Raw genomic sequence first — 26,952 nt, forward strand, 5'->3', positions numbered from 1 at the left:
AGAAATAAAAAGCGTCTTAACCGCCGCCATGCGTTTTTTAGCATAAAAATAGCGTAAACTACGCGTCTTTCGGGGCAGCCGTCCCGGCAGAAACACCATCCGATTTGAGGAAACACCAATGGCCACAGGTCAAACCACCACCCTCCCCGTCCCCAGCGGACACGGCAGCTTGGAACAATACATCCACACCGTCAACAGCATCCCCATGCTCACCCCCGAAGAAGAACACAACCTCGCCGAACGCAAAATAAGCGGCGACGTCGAAGCCGCCAAACAGCTCATCCTGTCCCACCTGCGCGTCGTCGTCTCCATCGCCCGCGGCTACGACGGCTACGGCCTCAACCAGGCCGACCTCATCCAAGAAGGCAACATCGGCCTGATGAAAGCCGTCAAACGCTACGAACCCGACCGCGGCGCCCGCCTCTTCTCCTTTGCCGTCCACTGGATCAAAGCCGAAATCCACGAATTCATTCTGCGCAACTGGCGGCTCGTGCGCGTCGCCACCACAAAACCCCAGCGCAAACTCTTCTTCAACCTGCGCTCCATGCGCAAATCCCTGTCCGCCCTGTCACCGAAAGAAGCCCAGGCCATCGCCGACGACCTCGGCGTCAAACTGTCCGAAGTCATGGAAATGGAACAGCGCATGACCGGCAAAGACGTCGCCCTCCTCGCCGACAACAGCGACGACGAAGACAGCTTCGCCCCCATCGACTGGCTGGCCGACCACGACACCGAGCCTACCCGCCAAATCGAACAAAAAGCCCACTACGCCCTGCAAACCGAAGGCCTGCAAAACGCCCTCGCCAAACTCGACGACCGCAGCAGGCGCATCGTCGAAACCCGCTGGCTGCAAGACGACGGCGGCCTCACCCTCCACCAGCTTGCCGCCGAATACGGCGTCTCCGCCGAACGCATCCGCCAAATCGAAGCCAAAGCCATGCAGAAACTGCGCGGCTTTCTCGCCGAAGAAGCCGAACAATAATCCGCCAAAGGCCGTCTGAAACCACAAAACCCCGTCCCAACATCCCTCTTTTTCAGACGGCCTCAAACCGGCAAACACAGGACAAAAGGCCGTCTGAAAAACAAGCGCCATACCCGTTTCAGACGGCCTCGAAACACACCGCAAACCCAAGGCCGCCGCCCCGCACAACACCGCGCCCCGTTTCAGACGGCCTTTTGCACAGCGCGCCGTACTTACGCTACAATCCGCGCGTTTTTTCCAACCACCTACAAAGGCTTTCACTATGCTGACAGGCAGCTTGGTCGCACTAGTTACCCCCATGCGCGAAGACGGCAGCGTCGATCTCCCCCAACTCGAAAAACTGATCGACTGGCACATCGCCAACGGCACCGACGCCCTCGTCATCGCCGGCACCACCGGCGAATCCGCCACCCTCTCCATCCCCGAACAAACCCTCGTCATCGAAACAGCCGTCAAGCATAGTGCCAAACGCATCCCCGTCATCGCCGGCACAGGCGCCAACAACACCATCGAAGCCGTCGAACTCTCCCAAGCCGCCAAAAAAGCAGGCGCCGACGCCACACTCTCCGTCGTCCCCTACTACAACAAACCCTCGCAGGAAGGCATCTACCGCCACTTCAAAACCATCGCCGAAACCGTAGACATCCCCATGATCATCTACAACGTACCCGGCCGCACCGTCGTCAACATGGACAACGACACCATCCTGCGCCTTGCCGAAATCCCCAACATCACCGGCGTCAAAGAAGCCAGCGGCGCCCTTGCCCGCGAAATCGACCTCATCAACCGCGCCCCCGAAGGCTTCGCCGTCTACTCCGGCGACGACCCCACCGCCCTGCCCTTCCTGCTCTGCGGAGGCCACGGCGTCATCACAGTCGCCGCCAACGTTGCCCCCAAACTCTTCGCCGACATGTGCCGCGCCGCACTCGCGGGCAACATCGCAGAAGCACGCCGCCTCAACGGACAACTCATCCCCGTTTACGACGTCATGTTCTGCGAACCCAGCCCCGCCGCACCCAAATGGGCGGCCGCGCAATTGGGCGTCTGCACCGAACACGTCCGCCTGCCCATCATCCCCCTCACGCCCGACGGCCAAAACAAAGTGCGCGCCGCACTGCAAACCGCCGGACTGATTTGATTTCATCCCACACGGAGTCTGTATGAATCCCATCAAACCCGCCACACTCGCCATCGCCCTCATCGGCCTCTCGGCCTGCTCCGGCAGCAAAAAAGAACAACCCAAGCTCGACTACCAGTCGGAAAACCGCAAAATCGTCAGCCTCGAAGTCCCGCCCGACCTGACCAACCCCAACCAGGGCAACCTCTACCAACTGCCCGCGGGAGCAGGAGCAGTGCGCGCCAGCGACTTCAACCTCAGCAGCGCCGCCAAACAAAACGCCGCCGGACAAACTGTTCTCGGCAGCGTCAAAGGCGTCAAAATGGAACGCGACGGCAGCCAGCGCTGGCTCACCGTCTCCGGCAAACAGCCCGCCGAACTCTGGCCGCTGCTCAAAGCCTTCTGGCAGGAAAGCGGCTTTACCATCGCCTCCGAAGAACCCTCCATCGGCCAAATGGAAACCGACTGGGCGGAAAACCGCGCCAAACTCGCCGGCGGCGGCCTGCGCAGCATCCTCGAAAAAATCGGCCTCGGCGGCATCTACTCCACCAGCGAACGCGACAAATTCATCATCCGCGTCGAAAAAGGCCGCAACGGCGCCACCGACATCTTCTTTGCCCACAAAGGCATGAGCGAAACCTACGCCGACCGCAAAAAAGAAACCACCATGTGGCAGCCCCGCGCCAACGACCCCAACCTCGAAGCCGCCTTCCTCGCCCGCTTCATGCAATACCTCGGCGCCGACGAGCAGCAAATCCAAAACCAGCTCCAGCAAACCGCCGACAGCGGCAGCGCGGCCGGTCTTGCCAAACTCGAAAACGGCAGCCTCCTCCTGTCGGGCGACTACCAGCGAAACTGGCGCCGCACCGCCCTCGCCCTCGACCGCATCGGCCTGACCGTTATCGGCCAAAACACCGAAAAACACGCCTTCCTCGTGCAGCCCGCACAAAACGAAAGCGCCTCGGTCAGCACGAAAAAACCCGGCCTCATCGGCCGCCTGTTCGGCAAAAAAGCCCCCGAAGCCCAACAGCTTCCCGAACTGATCGTCTTCGTCGAACCCGCCGCCAACGGCGCGCGCCTGCAAATCCTCAACAAAGACGGCAGCCGCTACACAGGCTCGGAAGCCACCGCCTGGCTCGCACGCCTGCACACCGAACTGCGCTGATTGCACGTTCTCACAAAAGGCCGTCTGAAAACCCCGAAAAGGTTTTCAGACGGCCTTTTTATAGTGAGCCAAAATAGAAAAGATACAAGGCAGCAAGACGCAGACAGTATGGGTATAGTGAGCCAAAATAAAAAATATACGGCGTTGCTGCGCCTTGCCGTACTACCTGTACTGTCTTCGGCTTGCTGCCTTGTATCTTTTTTATTTTGACTCACTATAATACGGCAAGGCGCAGCAACGCCGTATATTTTTTATTTTGGCTCACTATATCTGTAACCGCACACACAAACCTAAATCTTTGCAAAACCCTCTAAGGCCGTCTGAAAACCAAGTGCCGCCGTCATTCCCGCGCAGGCGGGAATCTTTTCGGCGTGCGGAAACGGTCGGACAAACAAAATGCGCCAAAACTTCCGTCCAAGAGGGAATGGCGGCAGTCGGGCGGATTCTTAAAACCTGCAAAGACAGCAAACCACGCTTTCAGACGGCCTGCCCTGTCTGAGGCCGTCTGAAAACCTGTTTGAGATTTTCAGACGGCCTCCGATAAAAAGGCTGCCCGCCAAAAAACGGAACAGCCTGTGATTGTCTGGTTTACTGGCTCAACACGTCCACGCCTTTGGGCGGTGTGAACTTGAATGCGCCGCGCGAGAGTTTGGGATGGGTGTCGACGGCGGAGAAGCGGATGGCGGTGTGGTTACCGAAGCCGTCTTGCAGCTCCATCGCCGCCAGGGTGTCGCCTTTGAAGCCGATGCGGATGAAGCGGTAGCCGGCGTTGTTTTTCTTCGGCATGGCCAAAACGTAGTCTATGCCTTCGGCCGAGCCGTCTTCTTTCAGGCTGTAGCTGGCGGCCAGCGCGGTTTTGTCGGACAGGATGGCGGCGGGGCTGTCGCCGATGGCCTGCGCCTGGTCGGATTTGGTGACCTGTTTCAAATCGGCGTCGTAAAGCCAGATGTGCGTGCCGTCGCCAACGATGATTTGTTTGTAGGGTTTGGCGTATTCCCATTTGAAGAGACCGGGGCGGAGGATTTGGAAGGTGCCGCCGGATGTTTGCGTTTTCTTTTTGCTTTTCACGGTTTGGCTGAACGTGCCGCTGAGGCCGTCGGCGTCGCTGTTGAATTTTTGCAAGGCGTCGACGGCGCCTGCCTGTGCGAAACCTGCGGCGCAGGCGAGGGCGGCGGCGGCGGTTTTGAGCCATGTGGTGCGTTTCATGCGGTGTCCTTACGGTGGGTTGCAACAGGCGGCAGTATAAAGGCTGCCTGTGTGCAGGCAAGTGCCGCGCGCGGCGTTTAATTTGTGTAAAGCGGATAATGCTTTGTTCAGCAATCGGTTTTTGTTTTCAGACGGCCTTTCGTTTTGACATTTATTTAACCCGCCGCCACGTTTTTACGCGCCGAACGGGCGGCAAAAACCCCCGCAGGCGGCAGGGCGTGCGGGGGCGGAAACGGCATCAAGCGGCTTATTCTTCGATAACGATGCGGGCGTTGAGCGGCTGCACGGGGCGGTTGTTTTCCTGGCCGATCATGGTGCGCATGGCCTCAAGCTGGGCTTCGCTAGCGGTAACGGGGGTTTTGAACACGACCCAGTTCACGCCCTCGCTGCACGGCGGCGTAGTCAGCGAGCCGTTCAGGCGGAAGTGGCGGCGGTCTTTCGGAAAGAGCGGCATCACGTCGAGTTTGCCGTTCAGCGCCGTTTTTTCGCCGCTTTGCAGTTTTTTCGCCAGCAGCGGTTTCAGCGCGGAGTTTTCGCGTCCTTTGGTGAAGACTGCGCCGAGTACGGCCAGCTCGCCCGTGTCAGACTGGTGGACGAAATGGACTTCCATCGGATAGGCGTTGCCGCGGAAGGTGTGTTCGCTGGGTGTGTGGAAATGAAACTGCTTGAACGTGAATGTTTTACCGCCGAGGCTGATGGTTTGCGGCTGCCCTTCGGGCGTGGCCTGGATGGTGTGGCCGTTGTTTTCTACGGTGTAGGCCGACGGGGCATAGGCAAATTTCACGCTGTTGCCCGCGGCCGCCTGTGCGGAGGCGAAATCGACGGGCGACTGGTTTTTGCCGCTGCTGCACGCGGCATAGTCTTGTTTGATGCCTCCCCAGTGTTCGGGGCTGCTGTCGCCGGTGTACGACCAGTCGGAATGGGCGGCGGCGAGTGCGGGAAGGGTTGCGGCGCAGACGGCGGCCAATACGGATAAACGCAGTTTCATGTAGTCTCCTATTTGCGTCGGGTTGGGAAAGTGCGGGATTATGCGAACGGCGAGAATTTTTATCAATCGTAAAAACAGCCTTCCTCCCCGTTTTTTCTTGACCTTACGCAAACATATTGCGGATTTTTGTAAACGCGTGCCGCCGCTTCGGATTCACGCGGCCTTTGTCGGGCAAAAAGCATCAGGCCGTCTGAAAACGCCTGCCGCGGTACGGACGGAAGTTTTCAGACGGCCTGATGCGCCGTATTTCAAATTGTTTTGCGCCAAAGCGCTTTTAAAGCACCCGCTGGCCGAAATAGCGGCGGCATTTTTGTCCGCAGCGGTCGTAAAGCCTGCGGCAGTAGGGCAGCAGCGGGGAGGCAAACAGGAAGGAGGCCGCCAGCGCCACGGTTATCACCACCGCCATTGGTTCGGCCAGCATTTTGAAACGGAAGAAATACGCCATCGCGAAATTGACGGCGCAGGTAAAGAGAACGATGTAGCCGAGTCCTACGGCAGCCAGCAGCAGCGGGCAGAAAACCGAGCGTTTCATAAGTCAGAACCGAACCATGTGGGAGGCGCGATTATAAACGGCGCAAACGGCGGGAAAAAGCAAACGGCAGATTAAATCGCGTAAAGACAGACGGCATATTGTGCCGACAAACGGCATTCTTTCGCATTGACAAACCGCCGCCGCCCGTTTTGAATTTGCCGCCGCATCAGGCATAATCGCGCCCTTTCACAGGCCGTCTGAAACTGCCCGAGGGCTTTTTCAGACGGCCTCAAATACGCGAAGCACTCCGATGGACAAGAAAATCCTGTTGCAAAAAGCCGACATCTACCGCCGCCTGATGCGCACCGACAAGCCGATCGGCACCATGCTGCTGCTGTGGCCGACACTGTGGGCACTGTGGACGGCGGCGCGCGGCCTGCCCGACCTCCTTATTCTGGCCGCCTTCGTACTTGGCACGTTTTTCATGCGCAGCGCCGGCTGCGTTATCAACGATTTTGCCGACCGCGGTTTCGACGGTGCGGTGGAGCGCACGAAAAACCGCCCGTTTGCACGCGGCGAAGTGTCGAAAAAAGAAGCCCTGCTGCTGACCCTCGCTCTGTGTCTGGCCGCCGCGCTGTGCCTCTTGCCGCTCAACCGCGCCACCTGGCTGATGAGCCTGCCCGCACTGTTTCTCGCCCTCAGCTATCCGTTTACCAAACGCTTCTTCCCCATTCCGCAGCTCTATCTCGGCCTCGCCTTTTCCTTCGGCATCCCGATGGCCTTCACCGCCGTCACCGGCGCCGTGCCCCCCGCCGCCTGGCTGCTGTTTGCCGCCAATGTGTTCTGGACGCTGGCCTACGACACTGCCTACGCGATGGCCGACAAGGAAGACGATTTAAAAATCGGCATCAAAACTTCCGCCATCACTTTCGGCCGCTACGACGCCGAAGCCATGCTTGTCTGCCACCTGCTGTCTACTGTGCTGATGGCGGCAGCGGGCATTGCCATCGGTGCGTCCTGGCCGTTTTGGTTGGCCGTTCCCTTTGTTCTGCACTTCCAATGGAAACAGTATCTCGCTGTGCGCACGCGCGACCGCAACACCTGCTTTCGCGAGTTTCTCGCCAACAACCGCCTCGGCGCACTGTGGTTTGCCGCCATCGCCGCCCACTTTTTCTATCTGCACGCCAGAGAGCTGTTTGACGCCTATACAGGTATGTGAGCGGACGCAAGAAAACAAAATCAGGCCGTCTGAAAAAGCTTTTTCAGACGGCCTGACTGCATTCGCGGCGTGTCAGCCTTCCCGCGTTTCCTCCCCGTTCCAATACTCCGCCGCACCGCCGTGGAAAAAGCCGTGCAAAATCGCCTGCGCGGCCACGCTGTCGAGCATTGTTTTCTGCTTTTTGCCGAACACCCGCGCTTCGGCCAGCAGGCTTTCGGCGTAAAGCGAAGTGAGGCGCTCGTCTGCCCAGTAAACCGGCAGGGCGAAGCGGGCGTGCAGGCGGCGGCCGAATTTGCGGGCGAGGCGCGTGAGTTCGTGTTCCGTGCCGTCGCTGTGCACGGGCAGGCCGACCACCAAATAATCAGGCTGCCATTCGCGTATCAGGGCGGCGATGGCGGCAAACTTGGTTTCGTTGGCTTCGGCGGAAACGGTGGACAGCGGGTGGGCGATGCCGACTTCCGCGCTGCCCTGCGCCACGCCGATGCGTTTTTCGCCGAAATCGAAGGCCAGGCAGGTGCCCTGCGGCGCGGGAAAGGCGTCAGGCATGGCCGGCGCCTTTCACCAGCGAAGCCGGCTCGATGCCGAGTTTGGAGAGGGCGGCGCGGTAGCGGAGGTTGAGCGGCAGGTCGAACAGAATGCTGCCGTCGGCGGGCACGGCAATCCACACGTTTTGCGCCAGCTCGTTTTCCAGCTGGCCGGATTCCCAGTTCGAGCAGCCGATGGTGACGATGGCCTTTTCCACCGCGCCGCTGTCGCCCAGTTTGTCGATGATGTCGCGCGAGGTGGTGACGGCGTTTTCCCCGCCGACGGAAAAGCTGCTGCTCCATTCGCCTGCGGGGCAGTGGACGACGAAGCCGCGGTTTATCTGCACCGGCCCGCCCACCAGTATCGGACGGTTTTTAAAGCGTTCGGGAACGGGCGTGTCGGAAGCGGAAAACACGGCTTCCATCGGTATCGGCGAGGGTTTGTTGATCACGACGCCGAGCGCGCCGTCTTCGTCGTGGCGGCACAGATAAACGACGCTGCCGCTGAAAAACGAGTCTTCCAGCGCGGGCGTGGCGATGAGGAAATGGTCGGTGAGATTGTCCATAATCGGAAAGAGTCGTGGCTGTCGGGCGGCAATATTAGGCCGCGCGGAGAAAATTGCAAGCAAAAGGCCGTCTGAAAAGCGGCGTTTTCAGACGGCCTGCTTATTGCTAAAATCGCGCCCCTCATTTTTCGGCAAACCCACAAGGCGGTTTCAAAACCTGACAAACAGGTTCTCAGGCCGTCTGAAAAACAAGGAAACAGAATATGGCAGGCCACAGCAAGTGGGCGAACATCCAGCACAAAAAAGCCCGCGCCGACGCCCAGCGCGGCAAAATCTTCACCCGTCTGATTAAGGAAATCACCGTCGCCGCCCGCCTGGGCGGCGGCGATCCCGCGTCCAACCCGCGCCTGCGTCTGGCAATGGACAAAGCCTGGGACGCCAATATGCCCAAAGACAACGTGCAGCGCGCCATCGACAAAGGCACGGGCAACCTCGAAGGCGTCGACTACATCGAGCTGCGCTACGAAGGCTACGGCATCGGCGGCGCGGCCTTGATGGTCGACTGCATGACCGACAACAAAACCCGCACCGTCGCCGACGTGCGCCACGCCTTCAACAAAAACGGCGGCAACCTCGGCACCGACGGCTGCGTCGCCTTCAACTTTGTCCACCAGGGCTATCTGGTCTACACCGACGCCGACGAAGACGCGCTGATGGAGGCTGCCCTCGAAGCGGGCGCGGAAGACGTTGTCGCCCACGAAGACGGCATCATCGAAGTGATCACCGCCCCCGCCGACTGGGCAGGCATCAAAGCCAAACTCGAAGAAGCGGGCTTCACCTCGCAGGACGGCGACGTCACCATGCGCGCGCAGAACGAAACCGTGCTCACCGGCGAAGACGCCGCCAAAATGCAGAAGCTCATCGACGCGCTGGAAAACCTCGACGACGTGCAAAACGTCTACACCTCCGCCGTGTTGCAGTTTGACTAATCCTTTTCAGACGGCCTTCGGATAACCGGAGGCCGTCTGAAAGCGCAAACGGCTTTCGCAACGCCCCTTTTCAGACGGCCTCTCCGCTTATTGGAAGGCCGTCTGAAAACACATTTGGCAACCCGTTCCCTCAATCCGAGAGAAAACACCATGAAAAAATCCCGCCTCACCGCCTTCTTCCTCAGCGCCCTTGCCGCCGCCGCGCAGGCCGAACCGCTGAACTACAACGTCGTCGAATTTGCCGAAAGCGCCACCGTCAGCGTGCCGCGCGACACCATGACCGCCGTGTTCGCCGTCCGCGCCGAAGCGCGCGAGCGCGAAGCCGCCCACCGCGCCTTCGCCGCCAAAATGAACGCCTTTTCCCGCCGCGCCGCCGCCGACAAAGCCCTGGAAGTGAGCGAAGCCAACCGCATCAGCCACCCCGTTTACAGCTATCCCGACAACAAACGCGTGCAGACCGGCTGGCAGGAAAGCATCGAATATACCGTCAAAAGCCAAGACTTCGCCGCCCTCAACCGCCTCATCGCCCAATCGCAGAAAGACGCCGAAGTGCAAAACACCCACTTCACCCTGTCGCCGCAAAAACGCAATGCAGCCGTCGACGAAGCCAGCCGCGCCGCCCTGCTGCGCTTCAAAGACCGCGCCGCCGCCCTCGCGCAGACGCTGGGCTTTTCCGGCTACAAAATCGTCTCCCTCAAACTGGGCGAATTGGGCGACGCGCCCGTGATGATGATGTCGGCCAAAGCGGGCTACGCCGCCCCGATGGCGGCCGACAACGAAACCGCCGCCCCGCCCTCGCCCGGCCTCGAAGAAATCCGCATCACGGTCAACGGCTCGGTGCAGATGTAGGCCGTATTCCGTCGGAAGGCCGTCTGAACAGCTTTCAGACGGCCTTCTCCCATCAGCCGTTTATGTAAAAAATATGCCGCCTGTCTTTCAAGTTTCGTAAAGGCGAAGCTGCCCGCTATTATCCGCACTTCCCACAGCGGCCGAGCGGCCGGATACCATAACAAGGAGGACGCACCATGAAATTCAGCACCCTTTTGATCGCAGCGGCCGTTTTCGGCGGCATGTATTTTGTCAAACACCATACCGACACTTCCGTTTTCACCGCCGACAATCTGTTGCAGCCGAAAACAGCACAATCGGCTCAGCGCTAAGCTGCCGATATGCAAACCGCCCTTTTCGGGCGGTTTTGTTTGGCCGTCTGAAAGCGCAGTTTCTACCAAGCGAACACATAAAAGCCGCCCCGGCCAACGGGGCGGCTTTTTGGCAAACGGCAGACAGACAAGCCGCGCGGCAGCCGTTTCTATAATGTCCGCCTGCTTTCAAATCGCCGCACCTGTCCGCTGAACGGGTCGGCAAACTCAATGGCGCGGGCGAGGAGTTTCAGCGGCTTGGCGTAGTCGGTGCTGTCGGCGGGCAGCGGATCGGGATAGAGCGGGTCGTTCAGAATCGGGATGCCGAGGCTTGCCATGTGTACGCGAAGCTGGTGTTTTTTGCCGCTGACGGGGCTGAGACGGTAGCGGCAGAGGCCGTCTGAAACGGCTTCGGCAGCTTCGATAACGGTGTGGGCGTTGGCTTCGCCCGCGGTTTCGCGCGTGAGAAAGAAAGGCTCGCCGCGTTCGAGGCGGGAACGGATGTGCAGGGGAAAGTCCAAGCCGCTGCGTTCGGCGGCGAGGGCTTCGTAGGTTTTGACGACGCGGCGCTCCTGAAACAGGGTCTGATAGGCGCGACGGCTTTCAGGGCGGCGGCAGAAGAGGACGACGCCCGCCGTATCCTTGTCGAGGCGGTGCAGCGGCGTGATGTCTTCGGGTCGGCCGTTGTGCAGCTCGGGGCGCAGGCGCAGGCGGGTGAGCAGGGTTTCGCGCAGGAAGCGGCCGCCGGGCACAACGGGTAGGAAGTGCGGCTTGTCGGCGACAATCAGATGCTCGTCGACGTGCAGGATTTCTTCGCGAAACGGAATGCGCGGCTCGTCTTCGGCGATGGTTTCGCGGTAGTAATAGAGCGTGGCGCCGGGAACAAAGGGCGTGTCTGGCGGCAGCGAGCGGCCGTTTCCATCGAAAATGCCGCCCTTTTCGAGCCGCGACAGCCAGGTTTCGCGCGGCACATAGGGGAAACGGCGGCAGAGGTAATCGAGCAGCGGCGCGTCGGCCAGACGACGGTCGCAGGGCAGATGCAGATAGCTGGGGCGGATGCCGTCGATTGTCGGCAGGGCGGGGGTTGTGTTCATGGCCGCGATTGTAGCGCTTTCAGACGGCCTGCGCCTTCCGAGGCCGTCTGAACGCCCGAAAGCCTTTCAGACGGCCTTATGTTTATAATCCGCTTTTTTTCAGACGGCCAATCCCATGAAAAAACACATTTTCGTCCTCTACACCGGCGGCACCATCGGCATGACCCCGGGCGCCGACGGCCTGCGCCCCGACGCCGCGCTGCTTGCCGACGCCCTTCCCTCGTTTTCAGACGGCCTCTCCTTCGACTGCCGCATCTGCGAGCCGCTGATCGATTCGTCGGCCGTGTCCCTGCAAAACTGGCGCGACTGGCTCGCCCTACTGGCGGAAAACATCCCGCGTTACGACGGCGTTCTGCTGCTGCACGGCACGGACACGCTGGCCTACACCGCCGCGCTGCTTGCCCTCGCCCTGCGCGGACTGGACAAACCCATCGTCCTCACCGGCGCGCAACGGCCGTTCGGCGCGGCGGGTAGCGACGCACCACGCAACCTCGCCACTGCCGCCGCCGCACTCAAAACCGGTCTGCCGCAGGTGTGCATCGCCTTCAACGGCAGGCTATTTCCCGCCATCGGCAGCAGCAAATGCAGCACGGAAAGCGACGACGGTTTTGCCAACCCGCATTTCGGCGTGTTGGGCACATGGTCGGAAGAGCGCGGGCGCTTGATATTGGAAAGGCCGTCTGAAAACCCGGCCGCCGCGGCAAACGGTTTTTCAGACGGCCTTTCAGACGGCCTCGAAGTCCTGAATATCGACCCGCAGGCCGAAGTCGCCTGCCTGACGCTGATACCCGGTTTCGCCATGCGCCAAGCCGCCGACACCCTGCGCCGCACCGCCGCCCGCGCCGCCATCCTGCAAAGCTACGGCCACGGCAACGCGCCCGACGACGCGGAATTTGCCGACGCCGTGCGCGGCTACACGGAGCGCAGCGGCCTGCTGCTCAACATCAGCCAGGTGCCGCACGGCCGTGCGGCGGCGGTGTACGCGCAGGGCGCGGCGCTGCGGCGCTCGGGCGCGGTATCGGGCGGCCGCTGCAATTTGGAAACGGCCACTGCCCTGCTGACACTGGCCGTTTCCTGCGGCTGGGACAGGGCAAGGCTGGAAGCGGAACTGGCGGCCGCAGGCTTGTAGCGCTCTGAGTTTGGGCAGGAAAAGGCCGTCTGAAAAACCAATGCCGCCATGCACGCGCAGACGGGAATAAGCCCGTTCGGGCGAGGTTGGCGTTTTGCAAAGATCAGGCCGTCTGAAAGCCCAGTTTCAGACGGCCTCAAATCCTTTTGCCGCGCGGCCGCACAGCCCTCAGGCCGTCTGAAAGCGAAACTTCAACGAAGTTAAAAACGGCTTTCAGACGGCCTGACAAGACAAAACCCCGTATCGCACGGGGTTTCGTTTTTTCGTTTGATGCCGTTCAGGAAACCAGCGATTTTGCCAGCAGGTAGCCCGCCGACACAAAGATGATCACCAACACCAGCACCACTGCCGTGCCGACCAGCACGCGTTTGTTGTACAGCGCCGACTGCCAGCCGTTGAGTATGCCCAACTCCTGCAACAGCTCGGCTTCCAGCTCGCTGCGTATCCGGCGGCGTATTTGCCGCTCTTCCGCCTGTTTTTCCTTCAACATGCGGTAGGCCAGCTCGTGCTGCTTGCGGTGTTCGAAGGCCAAACGCTCCTGCCATTCGATGCGTTTGCGGTAGATATAGGCTTCGGTGGCGGTTTTCGGATGCAGATGGCAGGTGGGGCATTCGACGGTGTCCGGGTCTTCGAAGATGGTGAAGCACACGGGACACTGCGGCACGGGGCTGGCGCGGTTTTGGCTGCCGTCGTCTTCGTCGTGCATCAGTTCGAGCGACACGCGGATAATGACGTCGAGGCCGAGGTAGCCGAAATAGTTTTGCGCATTGAGGCGCTCTTCGTTGGTGCAGCGCTCGGCAATCAGCGCCTGCGGGTTTTCTTCCAGAGCAAGAATGACTTCGTCCGCTTCTTCGGCGGACAGGTGCTGACGGATGCTGTTGTCCACCTGAGCGTGGTCGATGCCGGGCGGATAGGAGATGTAAACGTCGAACAGTCGTTGATGGGCGCTCATGGAGTGTTCCTGCTGTGGATAAAAAGCCGCCGGCGGGGCAGCGGCGTGGCGGCGGATTATAGCGCATCGGCTCTGCGCGGACGGCTCTGCGCCGTAAAAGGCGTAAATTTGTGATTTTCGGAACGGTATCGGCGGCGCCGCGTGCGGGCAAGAGGCCGTCTGAAACCCTGCCGCACCTTCCGTTTTCCCCGTTTTCAGACGGCCTCGGGCAGATAAGGAAAAGCCCGAAACTTGTCGGGCTTGCTCTGATGCAGCGGCTCAGACGGAGAACGACGAACCGCAGCCGCAGGTGGTTTCGGCATTGGGATTGCGGATAACGAACTGCGAGCCGTGCAGGCTTTCGGTGTAGTCGATTTCCGCGCCGACGAGGTATTGGTAGCTCATCGGGTCGACGAGGAAAGTAAGGCCGTTTTTGACGATTTCGAAATCGTCGTCGTTTTTGATTTCGTCAAAAGTAAAGCCGTATTGGAAACCGGAGCAGCCGCCGCCGTTGACGAACACGCGCAGTTTCAAATCGGGGTTGTTTTCTTCGGCAATCAGATCGGCCACTTTGACGCAGCAGCTTTCGGTGAAAATGATGGGGGATTCGTCCGACATGGTTTTTTCCTTCTTTAAATATATGAGTGCGCCTGTATTTTCGCGCAATCGCGACAGGGTGGCAAGGTGGGGCGCGGCGCGGGGATTTCAAGGCCGCGTTCAGTCGTGCTGCGAAATCGGTACGAGCTGTTCGCCCCAGTGCAGTTTCTGGCGCAGGGTTTTGTAGTAGCTGTAGCCGACGGGATGGAGGACACGCAGGCTGTGGCGGTAGCGGCGGATGCGCAGGATGTCGCCGCTTTGGATGTCGGTATAGGACTGGCCGTCGAAATGGGCGCGCGCGTCGCCCGCTTTGGTAATCAGGATGTCGATTTCGCAGGTGTCGGACACGGCAATCGGGCGGTTGGTCATCGACTGCGGGCAGATGGGCACGAGGGTGAAGGCGCGCAGGCTGGCCTGCAGAATAGGCCCGCCCGCCGCCAGCGCGTAGGCGGTCGAACCGGTAGGCGTGGAGACGATAAGGCCGTCCGAACGCTGGGTGTAGACGAACTCGCGGTTGATAAAGGTTTCAAACTCGATCATCTGCCCCGCGCCGCCGCGCGAAATCACCACGTCGTTGAGCGCGAGCGACTGCTGCACGCATTCTCCTTCGCGTATCAGGTCGGTTTCCAGCAGGATGCGCTCTTCGGGCAGGTGTTTGCCGGTGAGCATACCGCCGATCTGCTGCAACATTTCTTCGCGCGGCACTTGGGTAAGAAAGCCCAAATGTCCCTGGTTGACGCCGATCAGCGGGATGCGGAAAGGGGCGGCTTTGCGGGCGGCGGAGAGAAAAGTGCCGTCGCCGCCCAACACGATAATCAGGCTGCATTCGCGGCCGATGTTGTCCTTGTCCGTTATGCGGCATTGTGCCAAATCTTCCGGCCGAACCACGCCGCCTTCGACGCTTTCGCAATCGACGAACACTTCGATTTTTTCCGCCAGAAGAAAGCCGAGCAAATCGTGCAGACACTCTTCAATCTGCGGCGTTTGCGGGCGGGTGACGATGCCGATGCGTTTGAATTCGGTAATCATGGACTTGGCGGGGACGGTTGGACTGGATGGCGGGCGATTATGGCACGGTTAGAGGCCGTCTGAAAGCGGCTTGGCGGCTTTTTCAGACGGCCTCTGCCACACGGTTTGCGCCGCCTTGCCGTAGGTGATTTTCACGGGCGGATAGGGCACGGGGATTTTCTCCGAGATTCTGCCCGAATAGCGGCGTCCGGCAGGCTTTTGCAGGAGCAGGAAGTTCAGTTCGCCGCTTTGTCTGTCGAAACGTGTTTTGATGCCGGACACGCCCATCGCGCTGTTGCCGAGCAGGCCGCCGATTTCGACTTCTGTGCCGTTTGCCGCGACGCGGAAATCCCAAATGTCCTGCCATTGTACTTCCTGTTCGGCGGCGGAGCAGGAAAGCAGGCATATCGCGCCCGATAAAAACACCATAATTTTGCCGTTCATCGAAGCCCTCCCGTTTGCAGACGGCCTTTTCAGACGGCCTTTTCAGACGGCCACAGCCAAGCCCATACCTCGCGTCCTTCGCTTTGCAGCATCATCAGCGTGCGGCAGGCCGCTGCGGTGGACATATATTCGATGCCGATACCGTGCGCGGCCAACGCGGCGTTGAGGCGCGGATGGAGAAACTGCTGCTTCGCCCCCGTGCCGACAATCACCACTTCCGGCCGGGCGCCCTCTGCCGGCAGCGCCTCAAAAGAAGCGGGCGACAAATCCTGCGGCGTGCGCTCCGCCGCAGGCCGGCACGCTCCGCCTGCCAGACAAACGGCCGATTCGAATACCCTGCCGTTGATTTTCAGACGGCCTTCCCCGTCCGTTTCCACCTCCCAACCGCCTGTCTGACTGTGCTCTTGAAACTGCATATTCCGCTTTCTGTATAAAGGATTTTCGGGTAGCATTGCGCCTTTTTCGCAGGCAGTTTAACCATTCGGAAAACGCTTAACAAGGAGCAGCGATGAAACCGGTCAGAATCGGCATTTTGGGTTTGGGAACAGTGGGCAGCGGCACGGTGGAAGTGCTGCGCGGCAACGCGGCGGAAATCGCCCGCCGCCTCGGGCGCGGGGTCAATATCTTTATGGTGTCTACGCGCGACGAAGCCAAAGCCCGCGCCCTTTGCCCGGACGGAACGCGGATAACGGCCGACCCGTTTGAAGTCGTGCGCCATCCCGAAGTCGATATTGTCGTGGAACTCTTCGGCGGCACCGGCATCGCCAAAGAGCTGGTGTTTGAAGCCGTGCGCCACGGCAAACACATCGTCACCGCCAACAAAAAACTCCTCGCCGAACACGGCAGCGAACTCTTCGCGCTGGCGGAGAAACACAACGTCATGGTGCAGTTTGAAGCCGCAGTCGCCGGCGGCATTCCCATCATCAAAGCCCTGCGCGAAGGCCTCGCCGCCAACCGCATCCGCAGCATCGCCGGCATCATCAACGGCACCAGCAACTTCATCCTCAGCGAAATGCGCGAAAAAGGCAGCGCCTTTGCCGACGTATTGAAAGAAGCGCAGGCGCTGGGCTATGCCGAAGCCGATCCCACCTTCGACATCGAAGGCCACGACGCCGGACACAAAATCACCATCATGTCCGCCCTCGCCTTCGGCACGCCCGTCAACTTCGCCGCCTGCTACCTCGAAGGCATCTCCAAACTCGACAGCCGCGACATCAAATATGCCGAAGAACTCGGCTACCGCATCAAACTCTTGGGCATCACCCGCCGCAGCGAAAAAGGCATCGAGTTGCGCGTCCATCCCACCCTGCTGCCCGAAAGCCGCCTGCTGGCCAACGTCAACGGCGTGATGAACGCCGTGCGCGTCAACGCCGACATGGTCGGCGAAACCCTGTTCTACGGAGCGGGCGCGGGCGCGCTGCCCACCGCCAGCGCCGTTGTCGCCGACATCATCGACATCAGCCGCCTCATCGCCGCCGACAGCGGCCACCGCGTCCCCTACCTCGCCTTCCAGCCCGCCCAGGTTCAGGCGCAAACCATGCTGCCGATGGACGAAATCACCAGCAGCTACTACCTGCGCGTCCAAGCCGAAGACAAACCCGGCGTGCTCGGCCAAATCGCCAACCTGCTGGCCGCGCAAAACGTCTCCATCGAAGCACTCATCCAAAAAGGCGTGCTCGACGGCCACACCGCCGAAATCGTTATCCTCACCCACAGCACCGTCGAAAAACACATCAAAGCCGCCATCGCCGCCATCGAAGCGCTCGACACCGTCGGCGAAAAAGTCATCATGATCCGCATGGAGAGCCTGCATGACTGAAACGGACAACAGGCCGTCTGAAAACGGCGGCGCAGAACCCGGCGACAGCCCCGAAGTACGCGCAGAAGCCAAGCGCAAAGCCAAAGGCAAAATCCGCACCATCCGCATCTGGGCGTGGGTGATTATTTCCCTGTTTCTGGCTACCGCGCTGCTGTCGAGATGCGCCATGTCCAAACCGCAGGCCAAGCAGAACATCATCGAATCCTGCATCCAAAACGTCCCCTACGCCCCCAAATGGCAGGCCGACCTGCAAAGCATGGGACTGGCCGATAACGACGGCAAACTTGTCGCCGACTACTGCCTGTGCATGTGGCAGGAGCCGCTCGACAAACTCAACCACAACCAGCTCAAAACCTTCAGCAGCCTCAAACCGCAGCAGCAGCTCGACCTCCTCGGCGGCGCCGACGCCTTCAACAAGCGCGACAAACAATGCCTGGCTGCCCTGAAAGGCAGATAAAACCAAAGGCCGTCTGAAAGTGCAAAATCATCTTTCAGACGGCCTCAAACTTTGTCCTCCACGATCTTCTCCCATCCCACCTTATCCATGCCGAACAAACCAAAAGGCCGTCTGAATATTCAGACGGCCTTTTCTTAAAAACAGGCTGCAAACGCGGCTTAGAACTTCACGCGCACGCCGCCGTGGAATTCGTTGCTGTGGATTTTAATGCCTTCGTATTTGCCCCAGTGGTTGTAGCGGTATCCCGCATCCAAGGCGACGTTGTCGCTGATATCGTAGCTTGCGCCGACCATCGCGCCCAAGCCGACTTTGGTTTTGCTGTAGGTTTCTTTTTCATAGAATCCCGGAGCGGTTTCGGTGGCTTCCAAAGAAACGCGGTTGATGCCGATGCGTGCGCCGACATAGGGTTTGACCGCTGTGCCGGTGTCGAAATCGTAAATGCCCGACACGCCGACGCTGCGGGTTTTCAGTTTGAAACTGTCTGTGCCCCAGCGGTCGGCAAATGTTTCTTCATAGTTTTTGTAATGGGTGTAATCGACGGCAACGCGGGCGGTGCCGAAGTCGTAGCCTGCGGACAGGCGCGGGCTGAAGCCTTTGGCTTTGAATTTTCCGCCTTCGTCTTTGGCATGGACGCCGGCATAGCCGACATCGCCCTGAACGTAAAAACCGGGGTTGCCGGCAACAGCAGCGGCAGACAGACCGGTTGCAAGGGCAAAGGCAAGTAATTTTTTCATGGTGTTTTCCTTAAAAATTAAAAATCAAACCAAACCCGTTTTACGGCAAACGGGTTCGGGCGGCATTTTACGCATTTGAGATGGTCTTGAACAGCAGAAAACCTGACCCGCAGGCGGCGGCGCGGCTTTTTCAGACGGCCTTTCTGCCTGCCCCCCGCCGTGCTACCATCTGCCGCGCGGACACACATCCGCCAAAATTCAAACAACCGTACAAAGGAAAAAACATGGCAAACATCCCCCCCCTCCCCCGCCCCGACATCGATGCCGACGGCCTGCTCGAATATTCCGTCGTCTACACCGACCGCTCGCTCAACCATATGTCGCAGAAGTTCCAAAACGCCCTGCGCCATATCTCCGCCACCCTGAAAAAAGTCTACAACGCGCCATACGCCGCCGTTGTCCCCGGCACGGGAACGGCAGGCATGGAAGCCGTCGCCCGCCAGTTTGCGCGCGGCAGAAAATGCCTGATTGTGCGCAACGGCTTTTTCAGCTACCGCTGGACGCAAATCCTCGAACAGGGCGGCATCGCCGCCGAAACAAAAGTCCTCACTGCGCGGCAGGACGACGCCTTCCAAGCCCCCTTCTCCCCCGCACCGATAGACGAAGTGTGCGCCCAAATCGCCGCCTTCCGTCCCGACATCGTCTTCGCCCCGCACGTCGAAACCGCCTCCGGCATCATGCTGCCCGAAGACTATATCGCCCGCCTTGCCCAAGCCGTCCACGCCGTCGGCAGCCTGCTTGCCATCGACTGCATCGCATCGGGCTGCATCTGGCTCGACATGGAAAAACTCGGCATCGACATCCTGATTTCCGCGCCGCAAAAAGGCTGGAGCGGCAGTCCCTGCGCCGGACTCGTCATGCTGAATCAAGCCGCCTATGAGCGTGCGCAGCAAAACGAATCCGACAGCTTCGCCCTCGATTTGAAAAAATGGCTCGCCATCATGCAGGCCTTTGAAAACGGCGGCCACGCCTACCACGCCACCATGCCCACCGACGGCCTGCTCCGGCTGTACGAAGTGATGAAGGAGGCCGAAGCCGCGGGCTTCGACACCCTGCGTGCCAAACAGATCGAATTGGGTGAAAAAATGCGCCGCCTGCTCGAAGCCGAAGGCTTTCCCAGCGTCGCCGCCGCAGGCTTCCAAGCGCCCGGCGTGGTGGTGTCCTACACCGAAAACCCCGACATCCAAAGCGGCAAAGCCTTTATCGGCCACGGCGTTCAGACGGCCTCCGGCGTGCCCCTGCAATGCGGCGAACGCGCCGATTTCCGCACCTTCCGCCTCGGCCTCTTCGGCCTCGACAAACTCGCCGACCCCGACCGCACCGTGCAAACCTTCGCCGATGTGTTGGCTAAGGTGAAACAGGCCGTCTGAAAACGGACTTAGGCAAAGCCGAAACGGCACAAACCGTCTGACACAAAGAGGCCGTCTGAAAGACCCGAAAGGGCGTTTTCAGACGGCCTCTCTTTTCCCCAACAGTCAGACAAATACGGCGCTTGCCGCCAAAGCTGTACAGCATTCAAAGGCGTCCCATATCCTCTCCGCCAAAAGGCCGTCTGAAAAGCGGCTTCGGCACAGTAGAAACGGCGCAAACCGTTTTGATGCCGAAAGGCCGTCTGAACACTCCGTTGCGGAATGTTCAGACGGCCTTTCCGTATCCGCCCTTATTTTCCCTGCCGTTTTTTCACGCTGACTTGGCGGGTTTTCTTTTTGCCGCCGCTGTTGCGTTCTTTTTCGGCTTTGCGGTTTTCGCGTTTGGCGATGCGGTTGCTCAAAGTGACGCGGCGCAGGGGTTTGGATTTGGTCTGCTCGGCAGTTTCTTCGTAGGGGTTTTCGCCGACGTTGTACTGGATGCGCAGCGGCGTGCCTTGCAGGTTGAAGGCTTTGCGGAAGGTCTGCGTCAGGTAACGGGTGTAGGAATCGGAGATGTGTTGCAGGGCGTTGCCGTGAATGACGATAACGGGCGGGTTCATGCCGCCCTGGTGGGCATAGCGCATTTTCGGGCGCACGAGTCCGGCGCGGGCGGGCTGCTGGCGCTCGACGGCGCTTTGCAGCACGCGGGTGATTTTCGGCGTCGGCATTTTGATCATTGCCGCGTCGTAGGCCGCCTGGATGCTGGCAAACAGGCCGTCTATGCCTTTTTCTTTCAGGGCGGAGATGTAGTGGAAGCGGGCGAAGTCGAGGAAGTAGAGTTTGCGGGCGATGTCGCGCTTGACCTGTTCGCGCCGCTCTTCGCCGATACCGTCCCATTTGTTGACGGCAACGACCAGCGCTCTGCCCGCTTCGAGGGCGAAGCCTGCGATGGTGGCGTCTTGGTCGGCGATGTCCTGCTGCGCGTCGAGCACCAAAACGGCGACGTTGGCGGCTTCGACGGCCTGCATGGCTTTGATAACGGAGAATTTTTCCACCGCTTCGTCCACTTTGCCGCGGCGGCGCACGCCTGCGGTGTCGATGATGGTGAAGGGTTTGCCTTCGCGCTCGAAGTCGATGTGGATGCTGTCGCGCGTCGTGCCGGCCATGTCGAAGGCAATCACACGCTCTTCGCCGAGGATGGCGTTGACAAGGGTGGATTTGCCGACGTTGGGGCGGCCGATAACGGCGAAAACGGGGTGTCTGGCGTCCTGCTCTTCTTCTTCGGCGTCGGGGAAGTTTTCCAGCACGTCTTCGATAAGGTGGTAGACGCCGTCGCCGTGTGCGCCGGAGATAACGTGCGGCTCGCCCAGCGCGAGTTCGTAAAACTCGGCCGACAGCACGGCACGGTTGCCGCCCTCGCCTTTGTTCACCGCCAGATAGACGGGGCGCGGGCTTTGGCGCAGGCGGTCGGCGATGATTTTGTCCTGCGGCGTGAGACCGGTGCGGGCGTCGACGAGGAAGACGACGGCGTCGGCTTCGTCAACGGCCTGCAGGGTCTGCTTGGCCATTTCGTGCAGGATGCCGCTGTCGACAACGGGCTCGAAACCGCCGGTGTCGATAACCAGATACGGTTTGCTGCCGAGGCGGCCGTGGCCGTAGTGGCGGTCGCGGGTGAGGCCGGGCAGATCGTGCACGAGTGCGTCTTTGCTGCGGGTGAGGCGGTTGAAGAGGGTGGATTTGCCGACGTTCGGCCTGCCCACAAGGGCGATGGTTGGTTTCATGTTGCGGTTTCCGTACAGGCCGTCTGAAAAGGTGGAAACAGGCTTTCAGACGGCCTGCACCGGTTTATTTTTTGTTTAACAGTTGGCCGATGATGCGGTTGATTTCCGCCTGACGGTTGCCCGTTTTAAAATCGGGGTGCGCGCGCAGACTGGCGACAGCTTGTTTGGGCGTGCGGATAAGCAGGGAGATGTAGTTGACACCGTCGCCTTTGCCGCTGGTGTTATAGCGGAGGTTGTAACGGCAGGCCGGGCTGTACAGGCGTTTGCGGTTGGTATCCACATTCACGCTTTCGCTGCTGATACCGTATTTGCTCAGGGCTGTTGCAATCTCCCTTTTCAATTCGGGATTCGGGTCTTTGGATTCGTGGCGGGCCATGATGCAGACATGGCGGATTTTTGCCAGTTCGGCTTCTCCGTTAGCGCCCAGCGAGGGGGTGGTGCTTTGGCATCCGGCAAGCAACATGCCGCCGCCGAGTATAAGCATAAGGGGGAATTTCATCAGTGTCTCCTTAGTGGTTGGTGGGGTTATCAGTAACAATGCGGACTTGTCCGCGATATGGCAGAAGGCCGTCTGAAAACCGGCAGGGCATATGCTGTATGCGGTTTGCCCGCAGTGGTTTTTCAGACGGCCTGATGTCATTTGAGTTCGCCGGCTTTCATCTCGAGGGTTTCGCGGCCGGGCGTGCCTTTCGGGGTTTTGTCCAAGGCCATGCGGTAAGCTTCGGCGGCTTCTTTGCTTTTACCCTGTGCATAGAGCACGTCGCCCTGCGTTTCCAAAAGCACGCCGGAGAAGGCGTCATCGACGGGCGTTTTCAGGGTGGCAAGGGCGGCGGCGTATTTTTTCTGCTGCGCCTGTACGGATGAGAGCCGCTGCACGGCCAGTGCACGGACGAAGGCGTCCTGCTGGTTTTGCAGCACCCAGCCGAGCTGTTTTTCCGCTTCGGCATAACGGCCTTTGTCGAAATCGTCGGCGGCGGCCATCATGGTGGCTTGGGCGGCGGAGATGCTGTCGGGATGGTTTTGCTGCAAATTGAGCAGTTCGGCGCGGACGGCTTTGTCGTCGCTGCTGCCCTGCGCTTTTTCGACGAGGGCGGCCAGCGCGGCGGCGGCTTCGCCGTTTTTCTCCAGACGGTGGTGGGCGTACATCACCGAGGCGAAATAGGCGGCGGCGGCCAGCACCAGCGCGGCGAAGACCCAGCGCCCCCATTTGTTCCAGAGATATTTGAAGTTTTCGAGTTCCTGTTGTTCGTCTAAATGTGAAGCCATTTATTCGCTCTTCCATTGTTTCAGTTGTTCGGCCAGCGCGGCGGCGGGCACGGTCTGCTGGCCGCGGCCGCCCTGCATGTCTTTGACGGTTGCCTCTCCCTGCGCCGCTTCGCTTTCGCCGACGATAACGGCAAAACGAGCGCCGCTGGCGTCGGCTTTTTTCATCTGGTTTTTCAGGCTTTGCGCGCCGGAGTGCTGCAATACGGAAAATCCTGCTTCGCGCAGCTGCGCGGCATAGCGCATGGCCGCCGCCAGTCCTTCGGGCTGCTGCATAACGTATACGTCGGGCGCGGACTCGGTTTTCAGACGGCCGTATTCGTCCACCAGCAGCAGCAGGCGCTCGATGCCCATGGCAAAGCCGATGGCGGGGGCGTCTTTGCCGCCGAGTTCGCCGATCAGGCCGTTATAGCGGCCGCCGCCGCAGACGGTGGCCTGCGCGCCGAGTTTGTCGGTCGTCCATTCGAAGACGGTGAGGTTGTAGTAGTCGAGGCCGCGCACGAGGCGGGGGTTTTCGACATAGGCGATGCCCAACGCGTCGAGCAGGTTTTTGAAGCCTGTGTAATGCGCCAGCGATTCTTCGCCGAGGTAATCGAGCAGGCGCGGGGCGGCGTTGCAGATTTCCTGCAAATCGGGATTTTTGCTGTCGAGCACGCGCAGGGGGTTGGTGTGCATGCGGCGGCGGCTGTCGTCGTCCAGCTTGTCTTCGTGGCTTTGCAGGTAGGCGACCAGGGCGCTGCGGTGGGCGGCGCGCTCTTCTTTGTTGCCGAGGTTATTAATTTCCAAAGTCAGGTGCTCGGAAATGCCCAGCTCACGCCACAGATCGGCACACATGGCGATCATTTCGGCATCAACGTCGGGGCCGTCGAAACCCAAAGCCTCGACGCCGACTTGGTGGAACTGGCGGTAGCGGCCTTTTTGCGGCCGTTCGCGGCGGAACATGGGCCCCATATACCAAAGCTTCTGCGGGCTGTTGTACAGCAGGTTGTGTTCGACAACGGCGCGCAGGCAGGAGGCCGTTCCCTCGGGGCGCAGGCTGAGGCTGATGGTGTCGTTGGAATCGGCGAAGGTGTACATTTCTTTGCCGACGACGTCGGTTTCTTCGCCGATGGAGCGGACAAACAGGCCGGTCTGCTCGACGATGGGCGTGCGGATTTGGCTGTAACCGAAGCGCCGCGTCCAACGGGAAACGGTATCTTCAAATGCCTGCCAGAAGGCCGAGGTCAGCCGGAAGTCTTTCTGTCCGACCGGCAAGAGGTCGTTCATGCCTTTTACGGCTTGGATTTTCTGTCCCATGCTTTCACTTTCTGTCGGATGTTTTTGTGCCCGGCGCAGCGGGCGGAACGGGTAGCTCGAACGGCAACAGGAGGAGGGGCGGATGCGGTTTCTATGTTTTCAGACGGCCTGCCGATAGGAGAGGCCGTCTGAAAACGGGAAACGGGCTGCCGGCCAAATATGCTTTCGGCCGGCCGTCAGACCCGCGGGGCAAACTGGCGCAGCATGCTGTCGGCCAGCTGCACAAACTGCTGGTATTTTTCCGAACGCTCGATTTTGCCTTTATCCAAACCGATATTGGCCAGCACGCCGGTTTTGTTGCCGTATACCACGGTGTTTTCGATTTCGAAGCCGCCGCTCTGTATCGGCGTGATAAAGGCCTGCAGCATTTCTCCCGCAGGGATATTCTGCAAAACCAGGCTTTTTTTCATGTTCGGCGGCAGGTCGGCGCCGACCAACTGGAAAGGGTTGTGCACCGCGTCGGTAATGCCCAGATAGCTGTAAATATATATCTGGTGGGCGATTTTTGGATTGTTTTGCAGATAAAGGCGTAAGAGTAATTCCCGTAAGTCTTGGCTCATTTTTATGTTCTTCTGTGTTTTTAAATGTACCCGAATGCGGCGGGCACTTACCGTGTTTTCCCTTTTTTAACCCGATGCACGCGCTTAGGCCGTCTGAATCGGGATAATCCGGCTGCGGTCACGCTTTTTGCCGTGTTCGCCGTAATTCGTTTCGACATAGTCGCGCACGATGGCGAGAAATTCGGCAGCCATATTGTCGCCTTTGAGCGTTACCTTGCGTTCGCCGTCGACATAGACGGGGGCGATCGGCGTTTCGCCCGTACCGGGAAGGCTGATGCCGATATCGGCCAGCTTGCTTTCTCCCGGGCCGTTGACAACGCAGCCCATCACCGCGACGTTGAGATTTTCCACGCCGGGATATTGCAGGCGCCACACTATCATCTGTTCGCGCAAATATTGCTGGATGTCGCGCGCCAGTTCTTGAAAAACGGTGCTGGTGGTGCGGCCGCAGCCCGGGCAGGCGGTAACCATAGGTGTGAAAGAGCGCAGCCCCATGGTTTGCAGGATTTCCTGCGCTACGACCACCTCCTGCGTGCGCGAAGAACCGGGCTCGGGCGTAAGCGAAATGCGGATGGTGTCGCCTATGCCTTCCTGCAACAATACGGACAGGGCGGCCGTGGAGGCGACGATACCTTTGCTGCCCATGCCCGCTTCAGTCAGCCCCAAATGCAGCGGATAACGGCAGCGGCCGCCCAAATCGCGGTAGACCTGTATCAAGTCCTGTACCGACGATACTTTGCAGGACAGGATGATTTTGTTTTCCGGCAAACCCAAATCGACGGCTTTTTGCGCCGATTCCAAGGCGGAAACGATTAAAGCCTCCTTCATCACGGCTTCGGGAGACTTCGGCGAGGCGGAAGCCAGGTTGGCATCCATCATGCGCTTTGCCAAGCTTTGGTCGAGCGACCCCCAGTTGACACCGATGCGCACGGCTTTTCCGTGTTCGGCGGCGGTTTGGATCATAAAGGCGAATTTTTCGTCGCCTTTCGCGCCTTTGCCGACATTGCCGGGGTTGATGCGGTATTTGGAGAGCGCTTTGGCGCAATCGGGAAATTCGGCGAGCAGGCGCTCGCCGTTGAAATGGAAATCGCCGATCAGAGGGGTATTGCAGCCCATATCGTCCAAGCGGCTGCGGATTTCCGCCACTTTGGCAGCGGAATCCGGATTGTTGACCGTTATCCGCACCATTTCAGAACCTGCTTCGCTCAACTCTTTTACCTGCAAAGCCGTTGCTTCGGCATCTGCAGTGTCGGTGTTGGTCATCGACTGGACAACAATAGGGGAATCCGAACCCACGGAAATATGGTCGATCTGCACCTGATGGGTTGTTCGGCGTGGAATGGCTGTGTTCATGGATTTATTTGCCCGCTGCGAAAGCTGCGGTTTTTTTGTCGATCATGTGATCTGCTACTGTAATATTTTGCGAACCGTAGGAAGCGGTAGCGCCTTTGGCATATCCGATCCACACATCATACGGTGCGGCACCGGAAAAACGGTGTTCGCTGCCTGCGGGAACAACGCGGCTAACGAGTTCTTTGCCAGTTTTATCCTTGATAACCAGCATGGATCGGTAGCGTACTTTCACCACCAGCTCCGCATCTGCCGATTCGGCCGTCTGAACACCGGAAGCGGCCGATGCGCCGGCCCGCATGGGTAAAACAGAAATATTTTCGGCATTGACATTGGGGGCAGCCACCTGCCCCAAGCCGACATCGGCCTCGCTGGTGGCCGTCTGTTTGGTGTTTTCCGCCCGGGATTTCCCCTGCCAGACATAGACGCCGAAACCGATGGCGGCAATCGCCAGCACGCCGAATATCCATGTCGGAAACGGTTTACCGATTTTCTGATTTTGGAAATTCAACGAAGAAGACTGTCTGCCCTGTTCGGCAATATGGTTGCGCACGCCTGTTCCGGGCAGGATTTTGTCGAGATAGGAAGAAACCAGTTGTTCGTCCAAATCCAAAAAGCGGCCGTAGGTGCGCAAAAAACCTCTGACAAAAACCGTTTCGCGCATATTCTCGTAATTGCCCGATTCAAAGGCTTCGATCTGTTTGGCCGACAATTTCAGCCGTTCTGCGGCTTCTCCCAGCGACAACTCCCTGCTTTCGCGCCGTTCGCGCAGCAATTTGCCAAACTCTTCGGCAGGAGTTTGCGACACTTGGCTTTCTGCATTCTGACTCATG

The 26,952-nt window shown here is 59.6% G+C and carries 30 protein-coding genes; 11 read left to right on the plus strand and 19 right to left on the minus strand.

Annotation, left to right across the window (positions count from 1 at the left end):
- The first annotated feature begins 118 nt into the window (after positions 1–118).
- The 3 genes from rpoH (at position 119) to bamC (ending at position 3,264) form a co-directional block, all read left to right on the plus strand.
- Positions 119–982: an RNA polymerase sigma factor RpoH gene (gene rpoH, locus CGZ77_RS03545; protein WP_009425146.1), complete on the plus strand. Its 864-nt coding sequence runs from the start codon at positions 119–121 to the stop codon at positions 980–982.
- A 262-nt stretch (positions 983–1,244) separates the two neighbouring features.
- The gene (gene dapA, locus CGZ77_RS03550; RefSeq protein WP_009425147.1) at positions 1,245–2,120 is read left to right on the plus strand and encodes a 4-hydroxy-tetrahydrodipicolinate synthase; all 876 of its coding nucleotides are present in this window, start codon (positions 1,245–1,247) and stop codon (positions 2,118–2,120) included.
- Positions 2,121–2,142: 22 nt separating this feature from the next.
- Positions 2,143–3,264, plus strand: coding sequence for an outer membrane protein assembly factor BamC (gene bamC / locus CGZ77_RS03555; RefSeq protein ID WP_094030946.1), 1,122 nt, complete (start codon positions 2,143–2,145; stop codon positions 3,262–3,264).
- A gap of 588 nt (positions 3,265–3,852) precedes the next feature.
- On the opposite strand, the gene lolA is transcribed toward bamC, so the two are convergent.
- From lolA to CGZ77_RS03570, 3 genes are all read right to left on the minus strand, one after another.
- The gene (gene lolA / locus CGZ77_RS03560; RefSeq protein WP_009427224.1) at positions 3,853–4,470 is read right to left on the minus strand and encodes an outer membrane lipoprotein chaperone LolA; all 618 of its coding nucleotides are present in this window, start codon (positions 4,468–4,470) and stop codon (positions 3,853–3,855) included.
- Between the two features lie 247 nt (positions 4,471–4,717).
- Positions 4,718–5,458 (minus strand): carbonic anhydrase, encoded by a 741-nt coding sequence (locus CGZ77_RS03565; protein WP_009427225.1) that lies wholly within the window; start codon positions 5,456–5,458, stop codon positions 4,718–4,720.
- Between the two features lie 274 nt (positions 5,459–5,732).
- Entirely contained in the window at positions 5,733–5,990 is a 258-nt protein-coding gene (locus tag CGZ77_RS03570) for a hypothetical protein (protein WP_036496640.1), read from the minus strand.
- A 250-nt stretch (positions 5,991–6,240) separates the two neighbouring features.
- Between CGZ77_RS03570 and ubiA the strand changes: the two genes are divergently transcribed.
- Positions 6,241–7,149, plus strand: coding sequence for a 4-hydroxybenzoate octaprenyltransferase (gene ubiA / locus CGZ77_RS03575; RefSeq protein ID WP_094030947.1), 909 nt, complete (start codon positions 6,241–6,243; stop codon positions 7,147–7,149).
- Positions 7,150–7,221: 72 nt separating this feature from the next.
- On the opposite strand, the gene ruvX is transcribed toward ubiA, so the two are convergent.
- Both ruvX and CGZ77_RS03585 read right to left on the minus strand, forming a co-directional pair.
- On the minus strand, positions 7,222–7,695 hold the full coding sequence (ruvX, locus tag CGZ77_RS03580) for a Holliday junction resolvase RuvX (RefSeq protein WP_009427229.1): 474 nt from the start codon (positions 7,693–7,695) through the stop codon (positions 7,222–7,224).
- On the minus strand, positions 7,688–8,239 hold the full coding sequence (locus CGZ77_RS03585) for a YqgE/AlgH family protein (protein ID WP_009427230.1): 552 nt from the start codon (positions 8,237–8,239) through the stop codon (positions 7,688–7,690). The genes ruvX and CGZ77_RS03585 overlap by 8 nt, the downstream gene beginning before the upstream one ends.
- A gap of 203 nt (positions 8,240–8,442) precedes the next feature.
- Here CGZ77_RS03585 and CGZ77_RS03590 point away from each other — a divergent pair, with 203 nt between their 5' ends.
- The 3 genes from CGZ77_RS03590 to CGZ77_RS03600 all read left to right on the plus strand — a co-directional run bounded on the left by CGZ77_RS03590 (position 8,443) and on the right by CGZ77_RS03600 (position 10,328).
- Positions 8,443–9,168: a YebC/PmpR family DNA-binding transcriptional regulator gene (locus tag CGZ77_RS03590; protein ID WP_009427231.1), complete on the plus strand. Its 726-nt coding sequence runs from the start codon at positions 8,443–8,445 to the stop codon at positions 9,166–9,168.
- 150 nt (positions 9,169–9,318) lie between these two features.
- Complete coding sequence (locus CGZ77_RS03595) at positions 9,319–10,017, plus strand: SIMPL domain-containing protein (RefSeq protein WP_009427232.1); 699 nt, start codon at positions 9,319–9,321, stop codon at positions 10,015–10,017.
- Between the two features lie 176 nt (positions 10,018–10,193).
- Complete coding sequence (locus CGZ77_RS03600) at positions 10,194–10,328, plus strand: hypothetical protein (RefSeq protein WP_009427233.1); 135 nt, start codon at positions 10,194–10,196, stop codon at positions 10,326–10,328.
- Between the two features lie 149 nt (positions 10,329–10,477).
- Here the strand turns inward: CGZ77_RS03600 and CGZ77_RS03605 are convergent, their stop codons facing one another.
- Positions 10,478–11,401 (minus strand): pseudouridine synthase, encoded by a 924-nt coding sequence (locus tag CGZ77_RS03605; RefSeq protein ID WP_094030948.1) that lies wholly within the window; start codon positions 11,399–11,401, stop codon positions 10,478–10,480.
- Between the two features lie 115 nt (positions 11,402–11,516).
- On the opposite strand from CGZ77_RS03605, the gene CGZ77_RS03610 reads away from it, so the two are divergent.
- The gene (locus CGZ77_RS03610; protein ID WP_009427237.1) at positions 11,517–12,530 is read left to right on the plus strand and encodes an asparaginase domain-containing protein; all 1,014 of its coding nucleotides are present in this window, start codon (positions 11,517–11,519) and stop codon (positions 12,528–12,530) included.
- A 277-nt stretch (positions 12,531–12,807) separates the two neighbouring features.
- Here CGZ77_RS03610 and CGZ77_RS03615 read toward each other — a convergent pair whose 3' ends face one another.
- From CGZ77_RS03615 to CGZ77_RS03635, 5 genes are all read right to left on the minus strand, one after another.
- Positions 12,808–13,482, minus strand: a complete 675-nt coding sequence (locus CGZ77_RS03615; protein ID WP_094030949.1) for a hypothetical protein — start codon at positions 13,480–13,482, stop codon at positions 12,808–12,810.
- 258 nt (positions 13,483–13,740) lie between these two features.
- A complete protein-coding gene (gene erpA / locus CGZ77_RS03620) occupies positions 13,741–14,079 on the minus strand; it encodes an iron-sulfur cluster insertion protein ErpA (protein WP_036496648.1) in 339 nt (112 codons plus the stop codon).
- Positions 14,080–14,178: 99 nt separating this feature from the next.
- Positions 14,179–15,087, minus strand: a complete 909-nt coding sequence (locus CGZ77_RS03625; RefSeq protein ID WP_009427242.1) for an NAD(+)/NADH kinase — start codon at positions 15,085–15,087, stop codon at positions 14,179–14,181.
- 48 nt (positions 15,088–15,135) lie between these two features.
- Complete coding sequence (locus tag CGZ77_RS03630) at positions 15,136–15,510, minus strand: hypothetical protein (protein WP_009427243.1); 375 nt, start codon at positions 15,508–15,510, stop codon at positions 15,136–15,138.
- A 29-nt stretch (positions 15,511–15,539) separates the two neighbouring features.
- The gene (locus CGZ77_RS03635; protein WP_009427244.1) at positions 15,540–15,926 is read right to left on the minus strand and encodes an Mth938-like domain-containing protein; all 387 of its coding nucleotides are present in this window, start codon (positions 15,924–15,926) and stop codon (positions 15,540–15,542) included.
- A 92-nt stretch (positions 15,927–16,018) separates the two neighbouring features.
- Between CGZ77_RS03635 and CGZ77_RS03640 the strand changes: the two genes are divergently transcribed.
- Together CGZ77_RS03640 and CGZ77_RS03645 are read left to right on the plus strand one after the other, a co-directional pair.
- The gene (locus tag CGZ77_RS03640; protein ID WP_094030950.1) at positions 16,019–17,329 is read left to right on the plus strand and encodes a homoserine dehydrogenase; all 1,311 of its coding nucleotides are present in this window, start codon (positions 16,019–16,021) and stop codon (positions 17,327–17,329) included.
- Positions 17,322–17,786 (plus strand): hypothetical protein, encoded by a 465-nt coding sequence (locus CGZ77_RS03645; RefSeq protein ID WP_009427246.1) that lies wholly within the window; start codon positions 17,322–17,324, stop codon positions 17,784–17,786. The genes CGZ77_RS03640 and CGZ77_RS03645 overlap by 8 nt, the downstream gene beginning before the upstream one ends.
- A 158-nt stretch (positions 17,787–17,944) precedes the next feature.
- On the opposite strand, the gene CGZ77_RS03650 is transcribed toward CGZ77_RS03645, so the two are convergent.
- A complete protein-coding gene (locus CGZ77_RS03650) occupies positions 17,945–18,520 on the minus strand; it encodes an opacity family porin (protein ID WP_009427247.1) in 576 nt (191 codons plus the stop codon).
- Positions 18,521–18,744: 224 nt separating this feature from the next.
- On the opposite strand from CGZ77_RS03650, the gene CGZ77_RS03655 reads away from it, so the two are divergent.
- The gene (locus tag CGZ77_RS03655) at positions 18,745–19,890 is read left to right on the plus strand and encodes an aminotransferase class V-fold PLP-dependent enzyme (RefSeq protein ID WP_036496653.1); all 1,146 of its coding nucleotides are present in this window, start codon (positions 18,745–18,747) and stop codon (positions 19,888–19,890) included.
- A gap of 290 nt (positions 19,891–20,180) precedes the next feature.
- On the opposite strand, the gene der is transcribed toward CGZ77_RS03655, so the two are convergent.
- The 7 genes from der to CGZ77_RS03690 form a co-directional block, all read right to left on the minus strand.
- Positions 20,181–21,650 (minus strand): ribosome biogenesis GTPase Der, encoded by a 1,470-nt coding sequence (gene der / locus CGZ77_RS03660; RefSeq protein WP_036496655.1) that lies wholly within the window; start codon positions 21,648–21,650, stop codon positions 20,181–20,183.
- Between the two features lie 64 nt (positions 21,651–21,714).
- Positions 21,715–22,149, minus strand: a complete 435-nt coding sequence (locus tag CGZ77_RS03665; protein WP_036496657.1) for a hypothetical protein — start codon at positions 22,147–22,149, stop codon at positions 21,715–21,717.
- Positions 22,150–22,286: 137 nt separating this feature from the next.
- On the minus strand, positions 22,287–22,916 hold the full coding sequence (locus CGZ77_RS03670; protein ID WP_009427253.1) for a tetratricopeptide repeat protein: 630 nt from the start codon (positions 22,914–22,916) through the stop codon (positions 22,287–22,289).
- Positions 22,917–24,209, minus strand: coding sequence for a histidine--tRNA ligase (gene hisS, locus CGZ77_RS03675; protein ID WP_009427254.1), 1,293 nt, complete (start codon positions 24,207–24,209; stop codon positions 22,917–22,919).
- A 176-nt stretch (positions 24,210–24,385) separates the two neighbouring features.
- Positions 24,386–24,769 (minus strand): hypothetical protein, encoded by a 384-nt coding sequence (locus tag CGZ77_RS03680; protein ID WP_009427255.1) that lies wholly within the window; start codon positions 24,767–24,769, stop codon positions 24,386–24,388.
- A gap of 84 nt (positions 24,770–24,853) precedes the next feature.
- Positions 24,854–26,122 (minus strand): flavodoxin-dependent (E)-4-hydroxy-3-methylbut-2-enyl-diphosphate synthase, encoded by a 1,269-nt coding sequence (gene ispG, locus CGZ77_RS03685; RefSeq protein ID WP_009427256.1) that lies wholly within the window; start codon positions 26,120–26,122, stop codon positions 24,854–24,856.
- 4 nt (positions 26,123–26,126) lie between these two features.
- A complete protein-coding gene (locus CGZ77_RS03690; protein ID WP_009427257.1) occupies positions 26,127–26,951 on the minus strand; it encodes a helix-turn-helix domain-containing protein in 825 nt (274 codons plus the stop codon).
- Position 26,952: the final 1 nt, after the last annotated feature.

The sequence above is a fragment of the Neisseria sp. KEM232 genome (assembly GCF_002237445.1).
In the GTDB taxonomy this organism is placed as follows: Bacteria; Pseudomonadota; Gammaproteobacteria; order Burkholderiales; family Neisseriaceae; genus Neisseria.